The 24,417-nt window shown below is 43.2% G+C and carries 14 protein-coding genes; 9 read left to right on the top strand and 5 right to left on the bottom strand.

Annotated features, from left to right (window positions below; translation table 11 throughout):
• A partial coding sequence (locus tag HMPREF9007_RS22130; RefSeq protein WP_008759926.1) for a hypothetical protein occupies positions 1–229 on the bottom strand: 229 nt, incomplete at its 3' end.
• Between the two features lie 268 nt (positions 230–497).
• Here HMPREF9007_RS22130 and HMPREF9007_RS22135 point away from each other — a divergent pair.
• The 9 genes from HMPREF9007_RS22135 to HMPREF9007_RS22175 all read left to right on the top strand — a co-directional run bounded on the left by HMPREF9007_RS22135 (position 498) and on the right by HMPREF9007_RS22175 (position 17,641).
• Positions 498–1,151: a FecR family protein gene (locus HMPREF9007_RS22135; RefSeq protein ID WP_008759925.1), complete on the top strand. Its 654-nt coding sequence runs from the start codon at positions 498–500 to the stop codon at positions 1,149–1,151.
• 50 nt (positions 1,152–1,201) lie between these two features.
• A complete protein-coding gene (locus HMPREF9007_RS22140; protein WP_008759924.1) occupies positions 1,202–4,555 on the top strand; it encodes a TonB-dependent receptor in 3,354 nt (1,117 codons plus the stop codon).
• Positions 4,556–4,561: 6 nt separating this feature from the next.
• Positions 4,562–6,502, top strand: coding sequence for a RagB/SusD family nutrient uptake outer membrane protein (locus tag HMPREF9007_RS22145; RefSeq protein ID WP_008759923.1), 1,941 nt, complete (start codon positions 4,562–4,564; stop codon positions 6,500–6,502).
• Between the two features lie 36 nt (positions 6,503–6,538).
• Positions 6,539–7,831 (top strand): DUF1735 domain-containing protein, encoded by a 1,293-nt coding sequence (locus tag HMPREF9007_RS22150; protein ID WP_008759922.1) that lies wholly within the window; start codon positions 6,539–6,541, stop codon positions 7,829–7,831.
• A gap of 81 nt (positions 7,832–7,912) precedes the next feature.
• A complete protein-coding gene (locus HMPREF9007_RS22155; protein ID WP_008759921.1) occupies positions 7,913–10,486 on the top strand; it encodes a M60 family metallopeptidase in 2,574 nt (857 codons plus the stop codon).
• A gap of 233 nt (positions 10,487–10,719) precedes the next feature.
• Complete coding sequence (locus HMPREF9007_RS22160; protein ID WP_008759920.1) at positions 10,720–12,123, top strand: Gfo/Idh/MocA family oxidoreductase; 1,404 nt, start codon at positions 10,720–10,722, stop codon at positions 12,121–12,123.
• 108 nt (positions 12,124–12,231) lie between these two features.
• A complete protein-coding gene (locus tag HMPREF9007_RS22165; protein ID WP_008759919.1) occupies positions 12,232–13,122 on the top strand; it encodes a YitT family protein in 891 nt (296 codons plus the stop codon).
• Between the two features lie 23 nt (positions 13,123–13,145).
• On the top strand, positions 13,146–16,520 hold the full coding sequence (locus tag HMPREF9007_RS22170; protein ID WP_032850057.1) for a glycoside hydrolase family 2 TIM barrel-domain containing protein: 3,375 nt from the start codon (positions 13,146–13,148) through the stop codon (positions 16,518–16,520).
• Positions 16,521–16,549: 29 nt separating this feature from the next.
• On the top strand, positions 16,550–17,641 hold the full coding sequence (locus HMPREF9007_RS22175) for an aminoglycoside phosphotransferase family protein (protein ID WP_008759917.1): 1,092 nt from the start codon (positions 16,550–16,552) through the stop codon (positions 17,639–17,641).
• Positions 17,642–17,665: 24 nt separating this feature from the next.
• Here the strand turns inward: HMPREF9007_RS22175 and HMPREF9007_RS22180 are convergent, their stop codons facing one another.
• The 4 genes from HMPREF9007_RS22180 to HMPREF9007_RS22195 all read right to left on the bottom strand — a co-directional run bounded on the left by HMPREF9007_RS22180 (position 17,666) and on the right by HMPREF9007_RS22195 (position 24,305).
• Complete coding sequence (locus HMPREF9007_RS22180; protein ID WP_008759916.1) at positions 17,666–18,316, bottom strand: DUF3256 family protein; 651 nt, start codon at positions 18,314–18,316, stop codon at positions 17,666–17,668.
• 10 nt (positions 18,317–18,326) lie between these two features.
• Positions 18,327–19,226, bottom strand: a complete 900-nt coding sequence (locus HMPREF9007_RS22185) for a DMT family transporter (protein WP_008759915.1) — start codon at positions 19,224–19,226, stop codon at positions 18,327–18,329.
• Between the two features lie 64 nt (positions 19,227–19,290).
• The gene (gene truA / locus HMPREF9007_RS22190) at positions 19,291–20,100 is read right to left on the bottom strand and encodes a tRNA pseudouridine(38-40) synthase TruA (RefSeq protein WP_008759914.1); all 810 of its coding nucleotides are present in this window, start codon (positions 20,098–20,100) and stop codon (positions 19,291–19,293) included.
• 47 nt (positions 20,101–20,147) lie between these two features.
• The gene (locus tag HMPREF9007_RS22195) at positions 20,148–24,305 is read right to left on the bottom strand and encodes a response regulator (protein WP_008759913.1); all 4,158 of its coding nucleotides are present in this window, start codon (positions 24,303–24,305) and stop codon (positions 20,148–20,150) included.
• Positions 24,306–24,417: the final 112 nt, after the last annotated feature.

Genomic DNA, 24,417 nt, shown 5'->3' with positions numbered 1-24,417 from the left:
TAAGTTCTGTTAGAACTTTGTTTCTTTTCCTATCTACACATCTTGCTTTTACTTTTTCCCAGATCTGTTCTTTTATTTTAAAATCTATAGCTTTATTTTCTGATTCATTCCATTGTATTTTAAGTTCTCTATCCACTGATTCCAGGTCAGCATAGCTCCTTCGCTGCTTTTTAGTCAGCTGTCCTGCCAGCAAACCTTTAATCAAACTCATCTTTGTATCTTTATCCATCCTATCTTACTTTGTTATTATTCTATTTATTATTACTCGTATATTATAAATACACTTGAGTTAAGTCTATCCCCACATCCCTTCGATAAAAAAAATAGCAAAATTATTATTAAAACCACAACAACTTAATAATCAACACACTACCACCCAATTAAAAAGAAGTTTTTTTTTCGTAAAAGTCATTTTTTTATTCTTAGTTCTAACAGAACTAAGATGGCATTTTGCCGTAGCTTCACTTGCTCTTTTACTAACAATAGGAGGATTTTGGATGAATTCAATCAGAGATAATATTAACGACGAATTTATAAAGGTGATAGCACAACAAAACCAAATGCACGTTTTACCGGATAGTACAAAAGTATGGATGGAATCAGGTAGTTCCATTAAATACACAAAAGCCTTCAACAAAAAAAGAGAAGTATGGTTAGAAGGCAACTCATTTTTTGAGGTATATAAACATGAAGGCAGTTTCTTCCAAGTACATATTAATAAAGCTTTTATAGAAGTAAAGGGAACCTGTTTCCAAATCAAGCAAACTAATGCTGAAAAAAATGAAATCACGCTGTTTCATGGTAAAATTGAATTCAATGTAGAATCTACAGGAGAGAAAATTATCATGTCTCCATCGCAAAAGGTAATGTATAATCCAAACAATGCACAAACATTAGTTGAGAATGTTATGGATATCAATTGGAAGGACGGAAGATACAACTTCAAAGAAACCCCATTATCCCAGCTCATTTCAATTGTAAATCAAATATACCAATCAAATATAATTCTAGAAGGAAAGTTTACTAAACAGCCTTCATTCACAGGCAGCATCCGTTATGATGAAACATTGGATGACGTGATAGATAAACTCTGTTTCAGCCTTAACCTTACATACAAAAAACAGAATAGAAAAATAGTAATATATAATTAACCATATTTCTAATAATTAACCCAATATTTAACCTCACAACAAGTTAAATCATGAAAAAAAATCACAGTTGTTACCGGAGGCGATATCTGAAGCATATCGCACTCGTTTTGCTCTTTTACCCCTTGTCCGCTCTTGGAGCTCAAGGACACATATCTATCAAGGGGCAATCAATCACTATTATGCAAGCTATCCAGCTTATAGAAAAAAACAGCGACTACACGTTCTTCTACAATGCAGCAGATCTCGAAGACAAACAACGGAAAGACATTAATTGTAATGGTCCTATTGACGAGATTCTGGATGAAGTTTTCAAAGACAGCGGTATTAGCTATATCGTAAAAAACAAAGAGGTTATTCTTAACGTACAAAAAACGAATAACACCCAACAAAAGAAAAAACGTACTGTAACCGGTACTATTATAGACGCAGTGGACGATAGCCCCATCATTGGAGCTAACATCACGATTAAAGGTGACAAGAACACCGGTACAATCTCGGATATTGATGGTAATTTTAGTCTTTCTATACCCGACAATAAGACGATCCTTGTCGTAACTTACATCGGATATAAAACTCGCGAAGTTCCTGTAGAAGATCTAGGGAATATCAAAATTGTACTGGAAGGAGACGATCATACCTTGAATGAAGTTGTCGTAGTCGGTTCCGGTACCCAAAAGAAGGTCAGCGTAACAGGAGCTATCACAAGTATAAAAGGTGCCAGCCTCAAGCTGCCGTCATCTACTTTATCCAATTCATTTGCCGGAAAGTTGGCGGGTGTCATCGCAAAAACAAATTCCGGAGAGCCTGGCTCCGGTGCCGAATTTTACATTCGCGGTATCGGTACTTTCGGTGGACGAGCAACTCCTCTGATTTTACTGGATGATGTAGAAATATCATCCGGTGACCTTAATTATGTGCCGGCCGAGAATATTGAAAGTTTCTCTATCCTTAAAGATGCATCTGCCACCGCTATCTATGGTTCACGCGGAGCTAACGGTGTAATGATCGTCACAACTAAAGGCGGAGAATACAATAGTAAAACATCCATCAACGTTACAGCAGAAAATTCTTTCAACTACTTAGACAAGTTCCCGGAATTTGTGGACGGAGCTACTTATATGGATATGTATAATAAAGCTTCATTAGCCAGAAACTCTTCCGCTACACCCAAATACAGTGCTACAGACATGGAACGTACGGCATCCGGAGTCAACCCATACCTATACCCCGATGTAAACTGGCAAGACGTATTGTTCAAAAACATGAGTATGCGCCAACGTGCCAACGTCAACATTTCCGGTGGTGGTTCTAAAGTTAAATATTACATGAGTTTGGATGTCAGCCATGATTCAGGCTTGCTGAACACAGGGAAAGCATATTCATGGAACAACAATATTAATATAATGAACTATACCTTCCAGAATAATATTGCTTATAAACTGACGCCGACGACGACAATCAAAATGAATATGAACGCTCAGATCCGTCAGAAAAAAAGCCCGAATGTATCAAGCGAGGATTTGTTCAAACAGATTCTGACTACTACCCCCATAGAATTTCCGGTTACTTATCCAAGTCAAGACGGGCGTATCATGTACGGCAACAACATCATCTCAGGAAGTACCTTATACACGAACCCCTATGCCAGGATGATGACATCATTTGCCGAAACGAACGAAAATACACTTAACACAGTTATCAAGATAGATCAGGATTTGGATTTTATCACTAAAGGGCTTAAAATTAATGCTTTTGTAAATTTCAAAACCTGGTCAAGTTCTTACTTTGATCGTAGCATTGCTCCTTATTATTATCGCATAAAAAGCGGAAGCTACGATGAAACCGACCTGGAAAATACGAATTATGAATTGGAACTGCTAAATTCGAATGGCAGCGATTATATCAGTCAGTCGGCTATCGGAAAGTCTTCCGACCAAACATTTGAATTACAGTTCAACCTAAACTATGCCCGTCAATTCGGTCTGCATAATGTAGGTGCCATGTTACTCTACAAACAACGCGAATACAGAAGCGATGTGTTACCCAACCGTAATCAAGGCCTTTCCGGACGTCTTACTTATGATTACGGACAACGCTATCTGTTTGAGTTTAACTTCGGTTACAACGGGACCGAACGTCTGGCCAAAGAAGACCGTTTCGGATTCTTCCCTGCCGTGTCTTTAGGATGGGTGATAAGCAATGAAGCTTTCTTCGAACCAATGAAAAATGTAGTGGACAATCTCAAAATCAGAGGTTCCTACGGTCTTGTAGGTAGCGACGATCTGGCAACAGCCGGCGGAAGTTATTACCTGTATATAGACAAGATTACAAACAACGACCTGTCTTATCTGAAATGGACTTCCGGACAAAATATGGACTACCAATTAGGAGGTCCTCAGATGGCATACTACGCCATGTCCGGTTTGGGATGGGAAAAAGTAAAAAAGCTCGATATCGGTATTGATTTTACATTGTTCCGAAACTGGACATTTACCTTCGATTATTTCTACGACAAGCGTTATGACATCTTCATGAACCGTGAAGCATGGCCACAATCGCTGGCTTATCATATTGCCAAACCTTGGAGTAATATTGGTAAAATGGATAATAAAGGAGTGGAATTCAGTATTAATTATGCCAATAACTTCTCCAGAGATTTGTCTGTCAGTCTACAGGCAAACTTCACCTACAACAAAAATAAAATGGTCTATGTGGATGAACCGGAATATCCGACTATATGGAAGTCAGAAACCGGAAAACCTTATTCACGCATTACCGGCTACATAGCAGAAGGCTTATTCAAGTCACAAGAAGAAATAGATAACAGCCCTGCCCAGAATTTGGGTTCTACACCCAAGGTCGGAGATATTAAATATCGTGACCTTAACGGTGATGGTATCATTGACTCGGATGACCAGACGATGATCTCCAAATATGGAAGTACCCCACGCTTACAATACGGATTTGGCGGAACTGTCAACTACAAGAAGTTTGATTTTGGTGTCTTCTTCAGTGGCTCTGCCCTGCGTTCTATCATGACAAACGGTATTGACCCTTTCCAAGAAGGAATAGCCGTCGGTAACAGAAATGTATTAAAATATATAGCCGATAATTACTGGTCAGAAGAAAAACTGAATTGGGATGCAAAATATCCTCGTTTGGGACTACTTGCAACAGACGTTGCCAACAATACAGTGAACAGTAGTTACTGGTTGAGAAATGGTTCTTTCCTCCGATTGAAGAATGTAGAAGTAGGATATAAAATACCTTATGGACGTATTTTCGTCAGCGCAGCCAATCTATTCACCTTTAGTCCGTTTGACCTTTGGGATCCTGAACTGTCTTCTTGGAACAGTTATCCTATGCAAAAGACTGTCAATGTCGGAATTCAACTTCAATTCTAATTTATTATGAGAAAAAATATGAAACTAACACGCATCTTTCAAAATATAAGTATAGCAGTTATTATCACTGCATTGGGCTTAACCTCATGTGATTATCTAGACGTTGTTCCACCCGAACAACCCAATATCGATGACGCAATGTCAAGCCCTACCCGAGCTTTAGGATTTCTTTATTCCTGTTATGGAGGTGTCAGTACAGACTTACCCAGTGCCTATTTGGGGGAAATAAACTCTACGACAGACGAATATGTATTACCTTATTCATGGAACACAGACGGTTATTGGGGCGCCTATGCATTTAACACTGCATCATCCACTAACCAAGACTGGCTATGGGGAACTACTTACCAATATATAGGACAATGTTATCTGTTTTTGCAAAAGTTGGAAAATGCGGGAAGCGACATTGCATCTGATGCAGAAAAGGAACAATGGAGAGCCGAATGCCAATTCCTGGTAGCTTATTACCACTTCGCTACTTTAAGAAGATATGGTCCCATCCCAATTACAGACTCGTACATCCCGATGGATACCCCAACGTCAGAGTATAATGGACGTTTTCACTTTGACTATTGTGTAGACTGGATTGCGAACCAGCTGGATGAAGCCGCCAAAGTACTTCCTGCCAACCGCACCGTTACCAATGAATGGGGACGCGCCACATCTACTATAGCCAAAGCTGTAAAAGCCCGTTTACTACTTTATGCCGCATCTCCTTTATGGAACGGAAGTTTCCCCTATCCTAACTGGCAGAATGAGAATTTCGAGACTCCGGGTCACGGTAAAGCTTTAGTAAGCAATACTTATGACAAGAGCAAATGGGAAAGAGCACTGGCCGCATGTCAGGAAGCACTTACATTAGCTACAACTTCCGGTGACCGTGAACTTTACGATGACGACGAATATTACTCCCGACAATCCCTGAACTTACCTTTTGTTCCCGGAGTAGCAGACGTGGAAGATAATAGAGAATTCCTGAAAAACGTAATGAAGATGCGCTATGCCGTAAGTACACGTGAATCTGAAGGAAACAAAGAAATTATCTGGGGATTATCCAACCAGTTTGATTTTTATTCCCGTTATCCGCTTCGTATTCTGAAGAAATCGGATGGAACATGGCATGCTGGTTATAGTGGTGTATCTCCTACATTATATACGTTCGAACATTTCTATACAGCTAACGGGAAACTACCTGAAAAAGACCTTGACTTTACTCCTTCCTCTGAATGGTTTGAGTCAGCAGGTATCTCTTCACGGGAAGACATTATCAAATTGAATGTGGGTCGTGAACCTCGTTTCTATGCATGGATGGCTTTTGACGGTGGTGACTACGGAACTAAATTTGCGGCCGGTTCTCCTCTGAAACTGGAAATGAGGAATTCGGAAATGCACGGTTACAATCCGTCTCTATTTAATCGTGACCATAGTGTCACAGGGTTCCTGACACAAAAGTTTGTTGATCCGGTAACTGAATTCTATACAGCCGGCGGTTCTACAAGCGGAACAAGCGCACCTACTATCTTATTCCGCCTGGCCGAACTCTACCTAAACGTAGCAGAATGCCATGCAGCATTAGGAAATACACAGGAAGCCATTGATGCACTAAATCCTGTTCGTGAACGTGCCGGAATCCCTAAATTAACATTGGCTGATATCACAAATAATATGACAATAAAAGACTGGGTACACAATGAACGTTTTGTTGAATTATGGAACGAAGGTCACCGCTTCTTCGATGTCCGCCGTTGGGCAGAAGGAGCCAAGTACTTTGGAGCAAACAAACGGGAAGGATTGAATGCAGAAGTTCAAAGTCCCACATTCGAAGAATTTAATAAACGAACTACAGTTGATGCACCTTATGTGTGGGAAAACCGCATGTACCTGAATCCGGTATTCTACAACGAAGTATACAAAAATCCGCAAATGGTACAAGCACCCGGATATTAATTATTTTTTATTCATTCATAACAATATAGAATATATATGAAACATATATCAATAGCATTGTGTTTGTGCGGGATGATTCTGATGAATACTTCCTGCGACAATTATGACGATACCTATCCGCAGGAATATGAGAAAATACTATCACTGCAGACCACCGGTGAGCAAGCCGTAGATCTTTATAAAACAGGAGAGGCTACTAACTATTCAATAACGGTCATTAAATCCGGAAGTCAACCCACATTGACAGCTTCTGCCCATATCGGTGCAATGGATGCAGTCAATTTTGAGAAGTATATCTCCGAGAGAGGTTTGGACTATGTGGCAATGCCTGCCAATTGTTATTCGTTCAACATGGAAGAACTCGATTATTCTTCTGCTGAAACCTATAAGATCATCAATTTACAGTTGAATACCAACGAGATAGAAATCTTTGAGCAGACTCTTGAAGAGGGACAAACGTGTGTTCTTCCAATCATGCTGACCAGTACATCCGATTCCATCCTGGCGGATAAAAACACATTAGTTCTGAAACCGGAGATTATTACTCCATCTCTTTCAGTCACTGAATCCAGTTCAGGAACCGTGACTAAATATTTATCACAAAGTGGAGGTATCATTGATCTTGCTTTAGGATTGCAAGTCGAAAACCAATGGAATTTCACCTGTAAAGTAGCAATTGATGAAACTACTACTACCTTAGAAGGAGCAACGTTAGTTTCGGATATCATCTCATTTGAGCCTGGAAACACATCTTCTGTTCAGGTTAATATCCCTAAGTTTACGAAGACCTCCGGAAATGTGGGTATAAAGATTCTGGAAATTAATGGAAAAGACGGTTTCGAATTCGACACGAATCCATTTATACTGGTTGCATCTGTTGAAAAATACAGTCTGACAGCGGACATGCTTTCCAGTAATGCAATAGAACCGTCAGAAGGTTCCTTAGCTAATTTATTGGATGGAGACATAGGTACCTACTTCCACAGCGCGTGGAGTGTATCAATTGCCGACAAGCATTATGTTCAAGTAAAATTGCCCGTATCAACTAAGACATTCCGTTTCACCTATACAAACAGATCAAATAACGGAAATGCCGCTTTGGCATGGTTCAATTTATATACAGGAACGAATGAGAACAATTTACAACTTTACAAGCGTTTTGCGTGGGATGAAGATGGTCTCCCGTCAGGTGCTGCAGGAGTTTATGTTTCTCCCGACGTTTCAATAGACAATGCTGCCAACACCTTACGCTTTGAATGTGAAAGCAACTGGACCGGTGGTTCCTTCTTTGTATGGAGCGAATTTAGTCTGTTCATACTGTCCGAATAATAAATGAGAGACAAAGGGTGAGTCAGACTTTTGATTCACCCTTTTATACCTCATCTATCTTAAAAACTAATACAGCAAAAAATGACAATAAAAAGATTCATTACTAACCTATTAGCCCTTTTTACTCTATTCACAGTTTCACTGGCATGCAAGGATACCGAAAAATCGATTATAAATAGCTCCTTCAGTATCAGTGAAGAATATCTGATACAAAATCTGGATAAATCAAGTACGTCTGTCCAGATTCCAATTAACACATCTATGGAGTTAGCTCAATGGAGTGTCTCTTATGAAGCAAACTGGCTACAATGCTCAAAACAAAAGACAGCAGCAGAAGGAACTTTCCTGAGAATTACAGTGAATGAAAATACAGGCGAAACCAAAAGAACAGCCAACATAAAAGTAACATCAACTACTGCTACCTATACTATCACCGTTAATCAATATGCCAAAGGCGAAGTAATTGTTGAGGGTGACATCAAGGTTACACCAACCGGAGGCAAAGCGAGTGAGCATCAGGAGGGACAGGATATTGAAAATACATATGATGGCAAATTTTCAACTGATGGAGCTGCCCCTTTCCACACTCCGTGGGGACAATCCGCCAAATTCCCTGTCACGCTGGAATACTATTTTAAAGGAGATACGGAAATAGACTACTTAATTTATTATACACGATCCGGTAATGGAAACTTCGGAAAGGTCAAAGTATATACAACAACCAATCCTGACCGATCAGATTATACATTACAGGGAGAATATGACTTTAAAGAGCAGAATGCTCCTTCCAAAGTTTCATTTTCAGAAGGCATAAAAGCGACCGGAATCAAATTCGAAGTATTAAGCGGTCTGGGTGATTTTGTAAGCTGTGATGAAATGGAATTTTACAAAACAAATACGGATAAAACACTGGATAAACAACTTCTTACCGTATTCACCGATATAACTTGTACGGAAATAAAGAACAGCGTCACCAACGAACAGATACAAGCTCTGCCAGACTATTTCGTCAGAATAGCAGAAGCGGTTCGTGACAATACATACGACAAATGGGAAAAAGAATTTCGCATTCGCAGCTATGAACCATACAGTAATATTGCTGAATGGGCGGATAAATTAATGACTAAGAAATATAGTGATCTCGACAATCCGACTGGTATATCCGTCAAGGCAGGAGACGATATCATCGTATTGGTTGGTGACACATACGGACAGAATATTTCAATGCAGTGTATTTGGGAAACAGGAACAGAATACAAGCAAACAGCTTCTTCAGGCGATGTCTATATGCTAAATCCCGGAGTCAACAAACTGACTATGAAAGGAGAAGGACAATTGTTTGTCATGTACAACACCGAACTGACTTCAAATACAGCAAAACCCATCAAAATTCACATACCACTCGGAAGTGGCACAGTGAACGGTTTCTTCGACCTGAAAGAACATAAGACAGACGAAAAATACGCTGAATTATTGAAAAAATCAACACACAAATACTTCTGCATACGCGGTGAAAAGATCATGTTCTATTTCCACCGCAACAAATTATTGGAATATGTACCCAACAACATCCTCTCAGCTATCCATCTATGGGATAACATTGTCGGCTGGCAACAAGAATTAATGGGAATTGACGATGTACGCCCATCACAAGTCAACAACCATTTATTTGCCATCTCACCGGAAGGAAGTTATATGTGGGCTTCTGACTATCAAATCGGATTTGTCTATACCTACTTAGGCAATATCTTGTTGGAAGATAATGTAATGGCAGCGGAAGATAACGCGTGGGGACCAGCTCATGAAATTGGCCATGTTCATCAGGCAGCTATTAACTGGGCCAGTTCTACCGAATCATCTAATAATCTGTTCTCTAATTTCATTATCTATAAATTAGGAAAATACAAATCGCGTGGTAACGGGTTAGGAAGCGTTGCAACCGCCCGTTATGCCAACGGGCAGGCTTGGTATAATATGGGAGACGCAACCCACCAGAACGAAGACACAGAAACGCATATGAGAATGAACTGGCAACTATGGATTTACTATCACCAATGCGAATATAAAACAGATTTCTGGCAAACACTTTTCAAACTGATGCGTGAAGTGAATATGACCGAAGGTGAAGATCCCGGGAAAAAGCAACTTGAATTTGCCAAAATGGCAAGTAAAGCCGCCAATCAGAACCTGACAGACTTTTTCGAGATGTGGGGATTCTTCGAACCTGTCAATACGACTATCGAACAGTATGGAACATACAAATACTATGTAAGTGATGCGATGATTCGGGAAGCAAAAGAATACATGGCACAATTCCCTGCCCCGAAACATGCTTTCCAATACATTGAAGACAGAAAGAAAAGTGAGTTTCCACCGAATGACTACCGCTATTCGGCAGTCGGAGATGTCGGATATTACACTCAATTCAAAGAAAATCAGAAGATAACCAAAGCTATCACGGCAGAGCTGGCAGGACGCAAGGTCTCCATCCAAAACGGAGATGAAGCTGTGGCTTTTGAACTCAGAGAGAATGATGAAAATGGAAAATTACTTTATTTTTCTACCTTCACGACTTTCGAGATTCCTTCATCTATATTGATGGTGAATGCCAAATTATATGCCGTACAAGCTGACGGAAAACGTATTCTGTTATAAGAATAATTTAACTTAACACACATTACAGATGTAGAAACGGCATCGCTCACTGTTCGGGCGATGCCGAAAATATCATTATAACATAGCGAATAGTGCGACTCTTTTTCTACCAAAAATATAGACGGGCAATGAAAATATCTACAATAATTACACTGGATTGATTAATTAATTAGTATTTTTGACACCGAAATGAAAAACCAATTAATAACCCCCAATTAAAAATTAAAAGAAAGATGAAGAAACTACTACTTAACACACTCATCGGTCTTGCATTGTTGACCTGCCAGACCAGTTTTGCTCAAAAGACAAAAGCAAAGTTCTCTCCGATTAAAGTAGAAACTCCGGCTCGTCCGGCAAATCAGCAAGATGTAATCCAACTCGTTACTCCTAAACTTGAAACGGTTCGTGTAGGCTTTATCGGATTGGGAATGCGCGGTCCCGGTGCGGTCGAACGCTGGACACATATTCCGGGAACTCAGATTGTAGCTTTATGCGATCTTCTCCCCGAACGTGTTGAAAATGCTCAAAAGATACTGGAGAAAGCCGGTCTGCCGAAAGCAGCTTCCTACGCAGGAGACGAAAAAGCATGGAAAAAGCTCTGCGAACGTGACGATATCGACGTGGTATACATAGCTACAGACTGGAAACACCATGCAGACATGGGTGTATACGCTATGGAACATGGCAAACATGTAGCCATCGAAGTACCTGCCGCTATGACACTGGATGAAATCTGGAAGCTAATCAACACTTCTGAAAAGACTCGCAAACACTGTATGCAACTGGAAAACTGCGTATATGACTTCTTTGAACTGACTTCACTCAATATGGCACAACAAGGTGTATTCGGTGAGGTACTTCACGTAGAAGGTGCTTATATACACAATCTGGAAGACTTCTGGCCGTATTACTGGAACAACTGGCGTATGGACTACAATCAGAAACATCGTGGTGATGTATATGCAACTCATGGTATGGGCCCGGCTTGCCAGGTACTCAATATTCACCGTGGCGACCGTATGAAAACTCTCGTAGCTATGGACACCAAAGCTGTGAACGGTCCGGCATACATTAAAAAGTCTACCGGAAAAGAAGTAAAAGACTTCCAGAACGGAGACCAGACCACAACCCTCATCCGTACGGAGAACGGCAAAACAATGCTGATACAGCACAATGTAATGACTCCCCGTCCTTACAGCCGTATGTACCAGGTAGTTGGAGCTGATGGCTATGCCAGCAAATATCCGATTGAGGAATACTGTCTGAGACCTACACAAGTAGACTCTAATGATGTGCCGAATCACGAAAAGCTGAACGCACACGGTTCTGTATCTGAAGATGTAAAAAAAGCATTGATGGCTAAATACAAAGATCCTATTCACAAAGAACTGGAAGAAACTGCCAAGAAAGTAGGTGGACACGGCGGTATGGATTATATCATGGACTATCGTCTGGTATACTGTCTGCGCAATGGTTTGCCACTGGACATGGACGTTTACGACCTCGCAGAATGGTGTTGTATGGCCGAACTGACCAGACTCTCCATCGAAAACGGTTCTGCTCCGGTAGAAGTTCCTGATTTCACCCGTGGCGGATGGAACAAAGTGCAAGGTTACAGACATGCTTTTGCCGAATAAGCCATTATACCTTATTAATATATAAACTTACGGATAGCCAGACTGGGAAAAAGTCAGGTTATCCGTAAGTTCATGTTCGGCACTTTACTGATTATTATAATCACCTATATGAAAGCAGATATTTTAAAACCCTCTAGACAGACTATCCTTCGGGAAGCCAAAGATTATGTGATGATCGCCGTAGGTATGATACTTTATGGCATCGGATGGACCGTTTTCCTACTCCCCAACGACATTACGACGGGCGGAGTGCCGGGTATCGCATCTATTGTATATTGGGCAACGGGATTCCCGGTACAGTATACATATTTCGGCATTAACTTTTTCTTATTGTTGCTTGCGCTTAAGTTATTGGGATTAAAGTTCTGTATTAAAACTATTTTTGGAGTATTCACCCTGACTTTCTTCCTGTCCGTTATCCAGCAACTGGCATCAGGCGTTTCCCTTCTTCGCGACCAACCTTTCATGGCATGCGTCATCGGAGCATCGTTCTGTGGCGGCGGTATCGGAGTTGCGTTCTGCGCCAACGGAAGCACCGGCGGTACGGACGTCATTGCCGCCATCATCAACAAATACCGGGACATAACCTTGGGAAGAGTCATACTGATCTGCGATATGATCATCATTACCTCCAGTTATTTCGTTCTGAAGGACTGGGAGAAGGTGGTATACGGATTTGCAACACTTTACATTTGCAGTTTCGTCCTCGATCAGGTAGTAAACAGCGCACGTCAGTCTGTCCAGTTTTTTATCATATCCAATAAATATGAGGAGATAGGACGACACATCAACGAATACCCTCACCGTGGAGTGACGATCATCAATGCAACCGGCTTCTACACAGGCAGAGAAGTGAAAATGATGTTTGTGCTTGCCAAAAAGCGGGAGTCTACCATCATCTTCCGACTGATTAAAGATATCGACCCCAACGCATTTGTATCGCAAAGTGCCGTTATCGGAGTTTATGGGGAAGGCTTCGACCATATCAAAGTTAAATAAAAAAAGAAACAAGATTGAAAAACATGAAATACAGATCATATCACCTATTACTGGCAGGAATATTCTCTCTGTTAACAACAGGCGCTATGGCCGAAAAGACATCCGACAAACCTTACTGGCAGGATGTGCAAGTTGTATCGGTCAATAAAGAATATCCGCGTACTTCCTTCATGACGTACGATAGCCGGACTGATGCACTTACCGGGAAGTTTGAAAAAAGCAACTATTATCAGTTGCTGAACGGTACATGGAAGTTCTTCTTTGCAGACAGCTACAAAGACCTTCCCGCCAATATCACCGACCCTTCCGTGAGCACGGACTCCTGGAATGATATCAAAGTCCCGGGCAACTGGGAAGTACAAGGGTATGGAGTGGCTATCTACACCAACCACGGTTATGAGTTCAAGCCCCGTAATCCACAGCCTCCCAGCCTTCCGGAAGCCAATCCCGTGGGAGTCTACCGTCGGGACATCGATATTCCCACCGATTGGAAAGAACGGGATATCTACCTCCACCTCGCCGGAGCGAAATCAGGTGTATATGTATACATCAACGGACAAGAAGTAGGATACAGCGAAGATTCCAAGAACCCCGCAGAATTCCTGATCAACAAATACGTGAAACCGGGTAAGAATGTACTTACACTGAAAATCTTCCGTTGGAGCACAGGTTCTTATCTGGAATGTCAGGACTTCTGGCGTATCAGCGGTATCGAACGGGATGTTTATCTGTATTCACAGCCCAAAGCCGCCCTGAAAGATTTCCGCATCACATCGACACTGGATGACAGTTACAAGAACGGAGTATTCGCTTTGAACGTCGACCTGCGCAATCATCGTCCGGCTGCAACCAATCTGACACTGGCATATGAACTGCTCGACGCTCAGGGAAAAGTAGTTGCCACCGAAGAGAAGACAACTTATGTCCCTGTCAACGAGACACGAACCCTTTCTTTTGACAAGAATCTGACCGATGTACACACATGGACATCGGAACACCCGAACCTTTACAAGCTGGTAATGACTGTCAAAGAAGAGGGTAAAGTCAATGAGATTATCCCTTTCAACGTAGGATTCCGTCGCATCGAGATCAAACCTATCGATCAGAAAGCCGCCAACGGAAAACCTTATGTATGCCTGTTTATCAACGGACAACCGCTGAAATTGAAAGGAGTCAATATCCACGAACATAATCCGGAAACCGGACATTACGTCACCGAAGAACTGATGCGTCGGGACTTCGAACTAATGAAACAGCATAATCTGAACAGTGTACGTCTCTGCCATTATCCGCAGGACCGCCGTTTCTATGAACTTTGCGACGAATACGGACTTTACGTGTACGATGAAGCCAATATCGAAAGCCACGGTATGTACTACGATCTACGTAAAGGCGGCTCATTAGGCAACAATCCCGAATGGCTGAAACCACACATGGATCGCACAATCAATATGTTCGAACGCAACAAGAACTACCCCAGCGTCACTTTCTGGTCGTTAGGAAATGAAGCCGGAAACGGATACAACTTCTACCAGACTTATCTTTGGTTGAAAGAAGCCGACAAGAACATCATGCAACGTCCCGTCAACTATGAACGTGCACAATGGGAATGGAACACCGATATGTACGTACCTCAGTATCCGGGTGCCGGCTGGCTGGAAGATATCGGCAAGAACGGCAGCGACCGTCCTATTGTCCCGTCAGAATATGCACACGCAATGGGCAACTCTACCGGAAATCTCTGGGGACAATGGCAGGCTATCTATAAATATCCGAACCTTCAGGGAGGATATATCTGGGACTGGGTAGATCAGGGTCTGCTCCAGAAAGACAAGAACGGAAGAGAATACTGGGCTTATGGAGGTGACTTCGGAGTAAATGCACCCAGCGACGGTAATTTCCTCTGCAACGGTCTTGTTAACCCCGACCGTGGTCCGCATCCGGCAATGGCAGAAGTGAAATACGTGCATCAGAATGTCGGCTTCGATGCGATTGACGCAGCATCGGGCAAGTTCAACATCACGAACCGTTTCTACTTCACCAATCTGAAAAAGTATCAGATACATTACAGCGTACTGGCCAACGGAAAAACCGTCAAAAGCGGAAAGGTATCACTGGACATCGCTCCGCAAGCTTCGAAAGAATTCACCGTACCGGTAAATGGGCTGAAAGCCCGTCCGGGAACGGAATATTTCGTTAACTTCAGTGTGATAGCCGTAGAACCGGAACCGCTGATTCCCGCCGGATACGAAATTGCATATGACCAGTTCCGTCTGCCCGTTGAAGCCGAAAGGAATACGTACAAAGCCAACGGCCCCGCATTACAAACTCAAACCCAAGGAGACGAACTGACTGTTTCTTCTTCAAAAGTAAATTTTGTATTCAACAAGAAGAGCGGTCTGGTTACCTCATACAAAGTGGATGGAACCGAATACTTCAAAGACGGATTCGGCATCCAGCCCAACTTCTGGCGTGCGCCTAATGACAATGATTACGGAAACGGTGCTCCCAAACGCCTCCACGTATGGAAACAGTCCAGCAAAGACTTCCACGTGACAGACACGAAGGTAAGCACAGAAGACAAAGCCGTCCTGTTGCAGGCAACTTATCTGCTGGCAGCCGGCAATCTGTATGTTGTCACCTATAAGATATACCCAAGCGGAATCGTTCATGTAAATGCAAAATTTACTTCTACCGATATGCAGGCTGCCGAAACAGAAGTCTCCGAAGCTACCCGCATGGCTACCTTCACTCCCGGAAGTGATGCAGCCCGCAAAGCCGCTTCCAAGCTGGAAGTTCCCCGCATCGGTGTACGCTTCCGCTTACCGGCACAGATGAATAATGTACAGTATTTCGGACGTGGTCCGGAAGAAAACTACATCGACCGCAATCACGGAACCATGGTAGGCATCTATCAGACAACCGCCGATAAGATGTACTTCAACTATGTACGTCCTCAGGAGAACGGACACCACACGGATACGCGCTGGCTTAACCTGTCTCCCGATAAAGGAAACGGCCTTGTCATCGTTGCCGACAGCCTGATCGGTTTCAACGCACTGCGCAATTCCGTCGAGGACTTCGACTCGGAAGAAGCGCTGCCCCACCCTTACCAATGGAATAACTTCAGCCCGGAAGAAGCTGCCAACCACGACGAGAAGGCCGCCCGCAATGTATTGCGCCGGATGCATCACGTCAACGACGTCACTCCAAGAGACTTCGTCGAAGTTTGTGTCGACATGAAGCAACAGGGAGTAGGCGGTTATGATAGTTGGGGGGCACGTCCCGAACCTTTCCACCAGATTCCCGCCAACCGCGAATACAACTGGGGGTTCACTCTGGTACCGGTCCGTTCCGGCAGTCAGGCTACCGAAGCCGCCAAATATGATTATCGATAACCTTAGTATAAATTTTAAAGAAAAGACCCATGAAAGATTTATCAAGTATTGTAGCCAAGTTCAACACCCAAGGTACTATCACAGAGATTAAGCCTTTGGGAGCAGGACTTATCAACGACACATACAAAGTTAACACACAGGAAGCAGACGCCCCCGACTACGTTCTGCAACGCATCAACCATGCCATCTTCCAGAATGTAGAAATGCTTCAATCCAATATTGCCGCAGTCACCGGACATATTCGCAAGAAACTGACCGAAGCCGGAGAAGCCGACATCGACCGCAAAGTTCTCTCTTTCCTCGCCACAGAAGAAGGAAAAACTTATTGGTTTGATGGAGAAAGCTACTGGCGTGTCATGGTATTCATTCCGCGTGCCAAAACGTACGAGACTGTCAATCCGGAATATTCCAATTATGCAGGAGAGGCTTTCGGAAACTTTCAGGCTATGCTTGCCGACATTCCGGAAACACTGGGAGAAACCATCCCCGACTTCCATAACATGGAATTCCGTCTCAAACAGCTACGTGATGCAGTCGCTGCCAATGCTGCCGGACGAGTAGCCGAAGTACAGTATTATCTGGACGAGATAGAAAAGCGTGCGGACGAAATGTGCAAGGCAGAACGCCTGTTCCGCGAAGGAAAACTTCCGAAACGAGTATGCCATTGCGATACGAAAGTAAACAACATGATGTTCGATGAAGACGGAAAAGTGCTTTGCGTCATTGATCTCGATACGGTAATGCCGAGTTTCATCTTCTCCGACTACGGTGATTTCCTCCGTACAGGTGCCAATACCGGCGACGAAGATGACAAAGACCTGGATCGTGTGAACTTCAACATGGAGATATTCAAGGCATTCACCAAAGGATATCTGAAAGGTGCCAAATCGTTCCTCACTCCCATTGAAATAGAGAACCTGCCTTATGCTGCCGCTTTATTCCCCTATATGCAGTGCGTACGGTTCCTTGCCGATTATATCAACGGAGATACTTACTACAAAATCAAATATCCCGAACATAATCTGGTGCGCACCAAGGCACAGTTCAAACTACTTCAAAGCGTAGAAGAACATACACCGGAGATGGTGGCATTCATCAATGAGTGCTTGGCTAATGGATAATTAGTGGAAATGGGGCGGAGCTGTTTATTTGGTAAACGCTCCATTCTTCCACTGATAAACAATAGGACGGCGGAGAAACGGTTTAAGTTTTTCTGCTGTTTCTTTTGACATATAGTCGGGAGTGGACAGAGTGACAGCCAGTTCTGTGTTTTCCTTGTTCATATCCACTTTCATCAATAAGATGTCTGCCGAACGGGAGGCTTCATCAAATTCATATATGGAAGCGGAGTCAGGAGTTATCAGAAAATCACTCATAACCGGGAGGGTAATGAATGAATGGTCAGTCAGCGGTTTCCAGTCTGTGGTATAGAAGCGGATGCTGCTATCACAAGCCGGAGCACATGCCGTAGCTACCGTACAAATCACATTCGTGGTATCATTCAAAGCCAATACTTTCATCTGCCAACTGGTTTCCGGAGTCATCTGCATCCGGATATAGTCCTTACTTAAGTCGGTCATTTCCGACTTCTGCCCGAAGCGGTTTTCCACCTGTGCTTTCATTTTACTGCTCAGAAAGTCGATGCAGTCTTCACGGTTCACCTTCGTAAGCAAGGGACAAAGTGAATCCGGAACGTTGATAAAAAGAGTCTTTGCTTCCTGCGCCTGTGAAGAGACAAAAGTAAACAAGCCGATGATGAAAAATGCGATGGTATGAGTGATTTTATTTGATTTCATATTGTACTTTTTATTTAGACCCCAAATATAAGAATATCATTCCGATTAACACGAGGATAAGGTCAATCGCTTTGCTTTTTAAATTCTTTTCACGGAAGAAGAGTGCTCCGGAAATGAAAGATACGATCACGCTTCCCCGACGAACCATTGAAACGATGGAGATCATAGAGTCATCGTAGCTCAGTGCATAAAAGTAGACAAAGTCCGCCGCCGAAAGGAATACGGAAATCAGAATGATGGTCCAGTCCCAGCGGAAAGGAGTGGTCGTCTTCCGTTTGGGCCACCAGAGCAGGAAGATAATGGTTCCCATGATAAAGAACTGGTAGACATTATACCACGATTGCACCAGCATCGGATTCAGCTGTTTCATCAGAAACTTGTCATACAATCCGCTGACAGCTCCCATAACTGCTGCCAGTATAATAAAGAGAATCCATTTGTTATGCTTGAAATCGATCCCTTCTTTCTTCCCCGAACGGCTCAACATAAAGAAGGAAGCCACTGCCAGCATCACTCCGATCCATTGGTAGAGATTCAGACGCTCGCCAAACACCAGCATTGCTCCTACAAGCACCATCACCGGACGGGTAGCATTGATAGGCCCCACAATGGTAATAGGCAAGTGTTTCATCCCGAAGTAACCGAATATCCACGATGACAGAACGATAAACGACTTGATGATAATATATTTATGCTGCTCCCATCCTGCAACGGGAACATTAAAGATGGTTCCCCCAAGGAGATCAGACTCGAATGCCGATACCAAAATGAACGGCAGAAAAATTAGACTGGAGAAAAGCGTATTCAAAAACAATACAGGCAACACCGCATTATCTTTCAATGACTGTTTCTTGAATACATCATAAAATCCCAGCAAGGTAGCCGAGAGAAAAGCTAATAATAACCACATGTTGAAATAAGTAATAGGTAATAAGTAACAAGTAATATTGAGCTGACTGGGAAGTCGGCAGTATCTAACACTCCCCTCCTTCGGGAAGGAGTGTAGATAGTACTGACTTTTTAGTTTCCTCTGAGAAAATATCTTCCGGATATTCTACGTTGACAAGGAAGAGCGCATTTCCCGGAGCGGAAGTTCCCGCTTTGCAACGATCCTGTTGTTCTATCACTTTACGGAACCCTTCCACGGTCAGTTTGCCGCGTCCTACCTCGAGCAATGTTCCTACGATGGCACGCACCATATTACGGAGAAAGCGGTCGGCACGGATAGTAAATACCCAGGTGGTGTCTTCGCCTTCCATCTTCGTCCATTCGGCATGGGAGATGTGGCAGATGTTTGTTTTTACATCTGTATGCAGTTTGCTGAAACTTGTAAAATCGATGTATTCGAACAGGGTTCGTGCAGCCTCATTCATCCGTTCATAATCCAATGAACCATAGACACGGCAGCGGTACTGGCGGTTGAAAGGATATTTGGCGGTAGTCACATAATACTTATATGTCCGGGCAGTCGCGTCAAAACGGGCGTGCGCATCCGGTTTTACCTGACGGACACGATAGACAGAAATATCTGGAGGCAACAGACGGTTCAACTTGTCGGCGACAGTCACCGTATCGAGCACGTCTTCATGATCAAAATGTGCCACCATCAGCGAGGCATGCACCCCCGCGTCCGTCCGGCCAGCACCTATCACTTCCACATCACGACGCAGAAAAGTAGACAAAGCCTTCATCAAGCATTCCTGCACACTACTCCCGTTGGGTTGTATCTGCCAACCGTGATAGTTGGTTCCATCATAAGCCAAATAAATAAAATACCTTTGCACGCCGATTCCTCATTTTAGGGTTTTCGACTGCAAAAGTAGTCATTTTTTTATTCATACGTAGAAGGAGTCGTACCAAATGCATCCACAAAATGTTTGCGGAAAGTCGGAATGTCATTATACCCCACCATTTCGGCAACTTCCTGCACTGCATATTGTTTCGTTTTCAACAGCACTCCCGCACGGCGCATACGTACTCCTCTGATCAGTTCTATAATGGTATAGTCTGTACTTTGCTTCACTTTGCGGTAAAGGGTGGGCTGACTCATATTCATTTCCGCTGCCAGTTTCTTCACGCTGAAGTCCGCCTCGCAAATATTTTCTTCCACAATTTTGATAACGGCTGTGATAAACGGATCTTCCGTCTTCACTTCCTCACCCGCCTGTTCCGGTTCGCTCACGACAATTGTATCCGTTCCCGGCAATTTGAACAACTTCGTGTACATCTGCTTCAACGTCTGACGACCATTAATCAGACTGCTGACTTTCGCCTTCAGAATGCCCGGAGTAAACGGTTTCAGTACATAATCATCCGCACCCAGCTGTAGTCCGTGAATAATATCGTCGTCTTCTACCTTTGCCGTCAGCATGATAAAAGGAATACTGCACGTTTCCGGATTCTCCTTCACCTCCCGGCAACATTCGAAACCGTCTTTCACCGGCATCATGACATCACAGATGATCAAGTCCGGCATCTCTTTCATTGCCGTATCGACTCCCTCCTGCCCGTTGGTTGCCATCAACAAGTTATATTCATTGCCGAAGAGCACTTTCAGATACAGGCGGATATCCTTATGATCTTCTACAATCAATATCGTCTTTTTAACTCCGCCCGCTACGGGGGATGCTACTTCTTCGGCAGGCAATGCCTCCGCAAAAAGCGGCAGTTGCTGATCCTGTTGCACCACAGCATCCTCTACTGCCAAATCCTGTTTCTGTGTTTCTGCCGATTCGGGTTCCGGCTCTGCTACTTCTGTCAGTTCTTCCGGATCAATAAACTGAATATTCGGATTGTTTTCAAAGACATCTCTGTCGGCAGGAAGATTGACCGTGACCTTCGTCCCCTTTCCTTCAGTACTTTCAAGAGTAATCGTTCCGTAATGAGCTTCGATCATCTGTTGCATGATGGTGAATCCCATTTGCGCAGCCGACATATCACGTTCCGATCCTTCATTCTCGCTCATCAACTGCTCAACAGTTCTTACCCTTTCTTTTCCGTCATCTTCTACTATCAGGCAGACATAGTGCATATTGTCATTTACAACCTCACAAACAGATAAAGAAACCGTTCCCGCATAATGCGTATGGGTGAAAGCATTTGTCAACAGATTATGAATGACGAATTCTATTTTCTTTTTGTCCACATAAAATTCCATCTCCTTCTTGATTCTCTTCTCGCAATGGAAATCAATGGTATACACCTTCAACAAGTCCCGAACACCAAAAAGAGAGCTGTCGATCATTTTATCCACCGAATACGGAGCAACTTCCAGTTTTGATTCCATATTGCCCTGCCCGTATACTGCCAGCAACTGGTCGCAGGCATCCACCATGCGGAGTGAGTTCCGGTACGCCACCTGTAGAGAAAGCTGAGAAGTCTGAGAGTCATCCTTCTGCAATTCCTTCAGCGGAGCGATGATGAGTGACAACGGTGTACGCAACTCCTGTACAAAGAGCATCAGCAACCGGTTCCTCATCGCTTCTATCTCTTTCTTTTGTTCCTGTTTCAGCTTTTCGAGATTCAAATTCTCCTTCAGTATCATCTCACGGTCACGATGAATCTGTTTGCGCTGATCCTTCTTTTTGAAATAAGAATAGAAGAAATAAGATAATCCGCCAAGTAACAGAACATACATGATATACGCCCATATAGTCTGATACCATTTACCCTTCACCACCAGAGGAATCTCGATTACCTCCCCTTCTTTCCCATCCGGGAAAACCAGCTTAGCCTGCAAGGCATATTTTCCGGCAGCCAATCCGTTGAACCACAGTCCTTCTGCAAGCGGTATCATTTTCCATTCTTTGTCCGCAGGAAGCAGACGGTAAGCAATCTTGCGCTGTGCCAGTCCGTAACGCAGATCGGAAAAGAACAAATGAAAGTCGTTGTTATCGGAAGCAAACACCAGTTTCTCCTGTTTTTCCGGAGAAACAGCCAGAATCATCTGCCCGTTCCGCTTTTCTCCTGCCAGCACCGTTTCTCCACCGACTTCCACATCGGTCAGCATCAAATGCTTCTTGCCACTATCGCCTTTGGTAGCAGAAGGATCAAAGAAAATCAGCCCCCAGGAATTCGCCCATAACAAGCGTCCGTCATTCAAACGACAGACTGCACTGCAGTTTCCCACCGACAGATAACTATAAAAAGCCTCCTGTCCATTTCTGATGGTCATCACTCCTACATTGTTTCCTGCCCATGTGTTTCCGATATGGTCGTCGACCATGCAACTGACATGTCCGTCCGTCAATCCACTCTGTAGTGTATAAACAGATTCTATCTTATCCTTCTCTCTTCCGTCGATGCGAATAACGACGTTCAGATAGGCTGCATAAATCTGATTATAGTTATTCACATACAGGGTTCGCACTCCGGCTTCTTCCAGCCCATTCTCCTTTTCATAGTTTCCTTCCACCCGTATCTGGTCACCGTTCGTTTCAATTCTTTTCAGCCCTTTATCCGTACCTACCCATACATTTCCTTCCTTATCTTCAGTGATGGCAAATACATTCTTGATTTCACCGGGCAGTTTTATATTTTTGCATCCGTGAGTTTTAGGATCTACCTGTACCAGTCCATTCGAAGTACCTACCCACAAACGATTCCACGAATCCAGACAGAAACAATGGACAACAGCCTGCATCCTCCCGCCTTCGCTGTTTTTCAACTGAAAAGATTCCACGTCTTCCGTAAGCGGATTGACAGAGATGATCTCTCCAAAATTGTTACCCAGCCAAATGTTTCCATCTTTACCTTTATATATGTGATAACGTCCGGAGAGACCGGATACTTTTTTCCATGGTTCAAAATGTGTATCCATCGAAAATGACGGAGTAGTGCTTCTCATGATGCCTCCATCGGTCACCGTCAACCAGATATACCCTTTTGCATCTTCGACCATGCCATCCACTCTGGATTTGAAATTCTGCCGTACCCGGCTGTACATACTGTCGCTGATATCAAACTTTACCACTCCCCCGCCAAAGGTACCTACCCAAAGAATCTGCTGCCTGTTATCCCATAGCAGACTGGTCATCTTATTTTCGATCCTTGAATGGAACGCTCTTTCCCCCTGTGTCAGCAGTGTCAATGTAAACGGACTCTCACACAAATTCAGATTCTCAAAATGCAATTTATATAATCCGTCCCATGTCGTCAGATAAAACGTCTGCTTATCTTTCATCACCATATCTGTAACATACGAGTTGGAGAAATCCGGCTGGTCGCCCCCCTCGAGAGAGACTACACGTTCCTTATGCGATTTAAGGTCATAACATACAATATCATTCCATAATCTGCATATCCATAAATATCCCTGTCGCAAAAAGAGTCTGTTCACCACATCATATTCTCTGATCACAGAAGTTCTTTTGGTTACGAGATCATAATGTATCACCTTTTCGCGGTCAACGGCAAAGTACAGGTTTGTTTTTCCATCCGTGCAAAGATTAGTAATCTTTCCTTTTATCAAAGGTTCGGGATTCAATATACAATAGACGAAATCTTCTTTTCCTTCTTTCTTGCGGATGGGACGCGATTCGAACAATCCATGCGAAGTAGCCAGATACAGGCTGCCATCATTCCAGCAAAAATCCTGAATCTCTTTAAGTTTCAGCGGCCTGTCAAAACGTACAGGCAAAAACTTTTCCATTTCTTTGTCAAAACAGGTTATTCCCCCCTGATAGAGTGAAGCATAAAATAAACCGTCGGAACCTTCCTTCAGCGTTTTTACAGCCTGATGCAAAGGAGTGGAAAGGGAGTCAACGCTCATAATGAGCGGATAATCACGAAATCTGAAGCCATCGTAGCGGGAGATTCCCTTGTCAGTAGAGAACCACATAAAGCCTTCGCTTCCGTAACAAACATGATAAATAGTATTATTTCCGACTCCGTTTTTAATTATTTGCGGTTCCAGGTCCCAGTGGGTATCTATAGAGTATGACGGAAGAAAAACCGTCAACAGCAACAACAGAAAGAAGAACTTCCTCATATCTTAATTGTATTTTGTTCATGTGTATTGGCTGATAAAGATATATAATTAAATCATTAGCAAATCGGATAACAAATATTTTTTAGCAATAATTCACAATAAAGTAAAAGCC

The sequence above is a fragment of the Bacteroides sp. 1_1_14 genome, assembly GCF_000162515.1.
In the GTDB taxonomy this organism is placed as follows: Bacteria; Bacteroidota; Bacteroidia; order Bacteroidales; family Bacteroidaceae; genus Bacteroides; species Bacteroides thetaiotaomicron.
The sequence above is the reverse complement of the archived record's forward strand: the minus strand, read 5'-3'. Positions and strand labels throughout refer to the sequence as shown.

Coding starts and splice junctions, on each gene's coding strand:
- HMPREF9007_RS22170 (WP_032850057.1), top strand. CDS start 13,146: ATGAAATACAGATCATATCACCTATTACTGGCAGGAATATTCTCTCTG.
- HMPREF9007_RS22155 (WP_008759921.1), top strand. CDS start 7,913: ATGACAATAAAAAGATTCATTACTAACCTATTAGCCCTTTTTACTCTA.
- HMPREF9007_RS22135 (WP_008759925.1), top strand. CDS start 498: ATGAATTCAATCAGAGATAATATTAACGACGAATTTATAAAGGTGATA.
- HMPREF9007_RS22175 (WP_008759917.1), top strand. CDS start 16,550: ATGAAAGATTTATCAAGTATTGTAGCCAAGTTCAACACCCAAGGTACT.
- HMPREF9007_RS22150 (WP_008759922.1), top strand. CDS start 6,539: ATGAAACATATATCAATAGCATTGTGTTTGTGCGGGATGATTCTGATG.
- HMPREF9007_RS22180 (WP_008759916.1), bottom strand. CDS start 18,316: ATGAAATCAAATAAAATCACTCATACCATCGCATTTTTCATCATCGGC.
- HMPREF9007_RS22195 (WP_008759913.1), bottom strand. CDS start 24,305: ATGAGGAAGTTCTTCTTTCTGTTGTTGCTGTTGACGGTTTTTCTTCCG.
- HMPREF9007_RS22185 (WP_008759915.1), bottom strand. CDS start 19,226: ATGTGGTTATTATTAGCTTTTCTCTCGGCTACCTTGCTGGGATTTTAT.
- HMPREF9007_RS22145 (WP_008759923.1), top strand. CDS start 4,562: ATGAGAAAAAATATGAAACTAACACGCATCTTTCAAAATATAAGTATA.
- HMPREF9007_RS22160 (WP_008759920.1), top strand. CDS start 10,720: ATGAAGAAACTACTACTTAACACACTCATCGGTCTTGCATTGTTGACC.
- HMPREF9007_RS22140 (WP_008759924.1), top strand. CDS start 1,202: ATGAAAAAAAATCACAGTTGTTACCGGAGGCGATATCTGAAGCATATC.
- HMPREF9007_RS22165 (WP_008759919.1), top strand. CDS start 12,232: ATGAAAGCAGATATTTTAAAACCCTCTAGACAGACTATCCTTCGGGAA.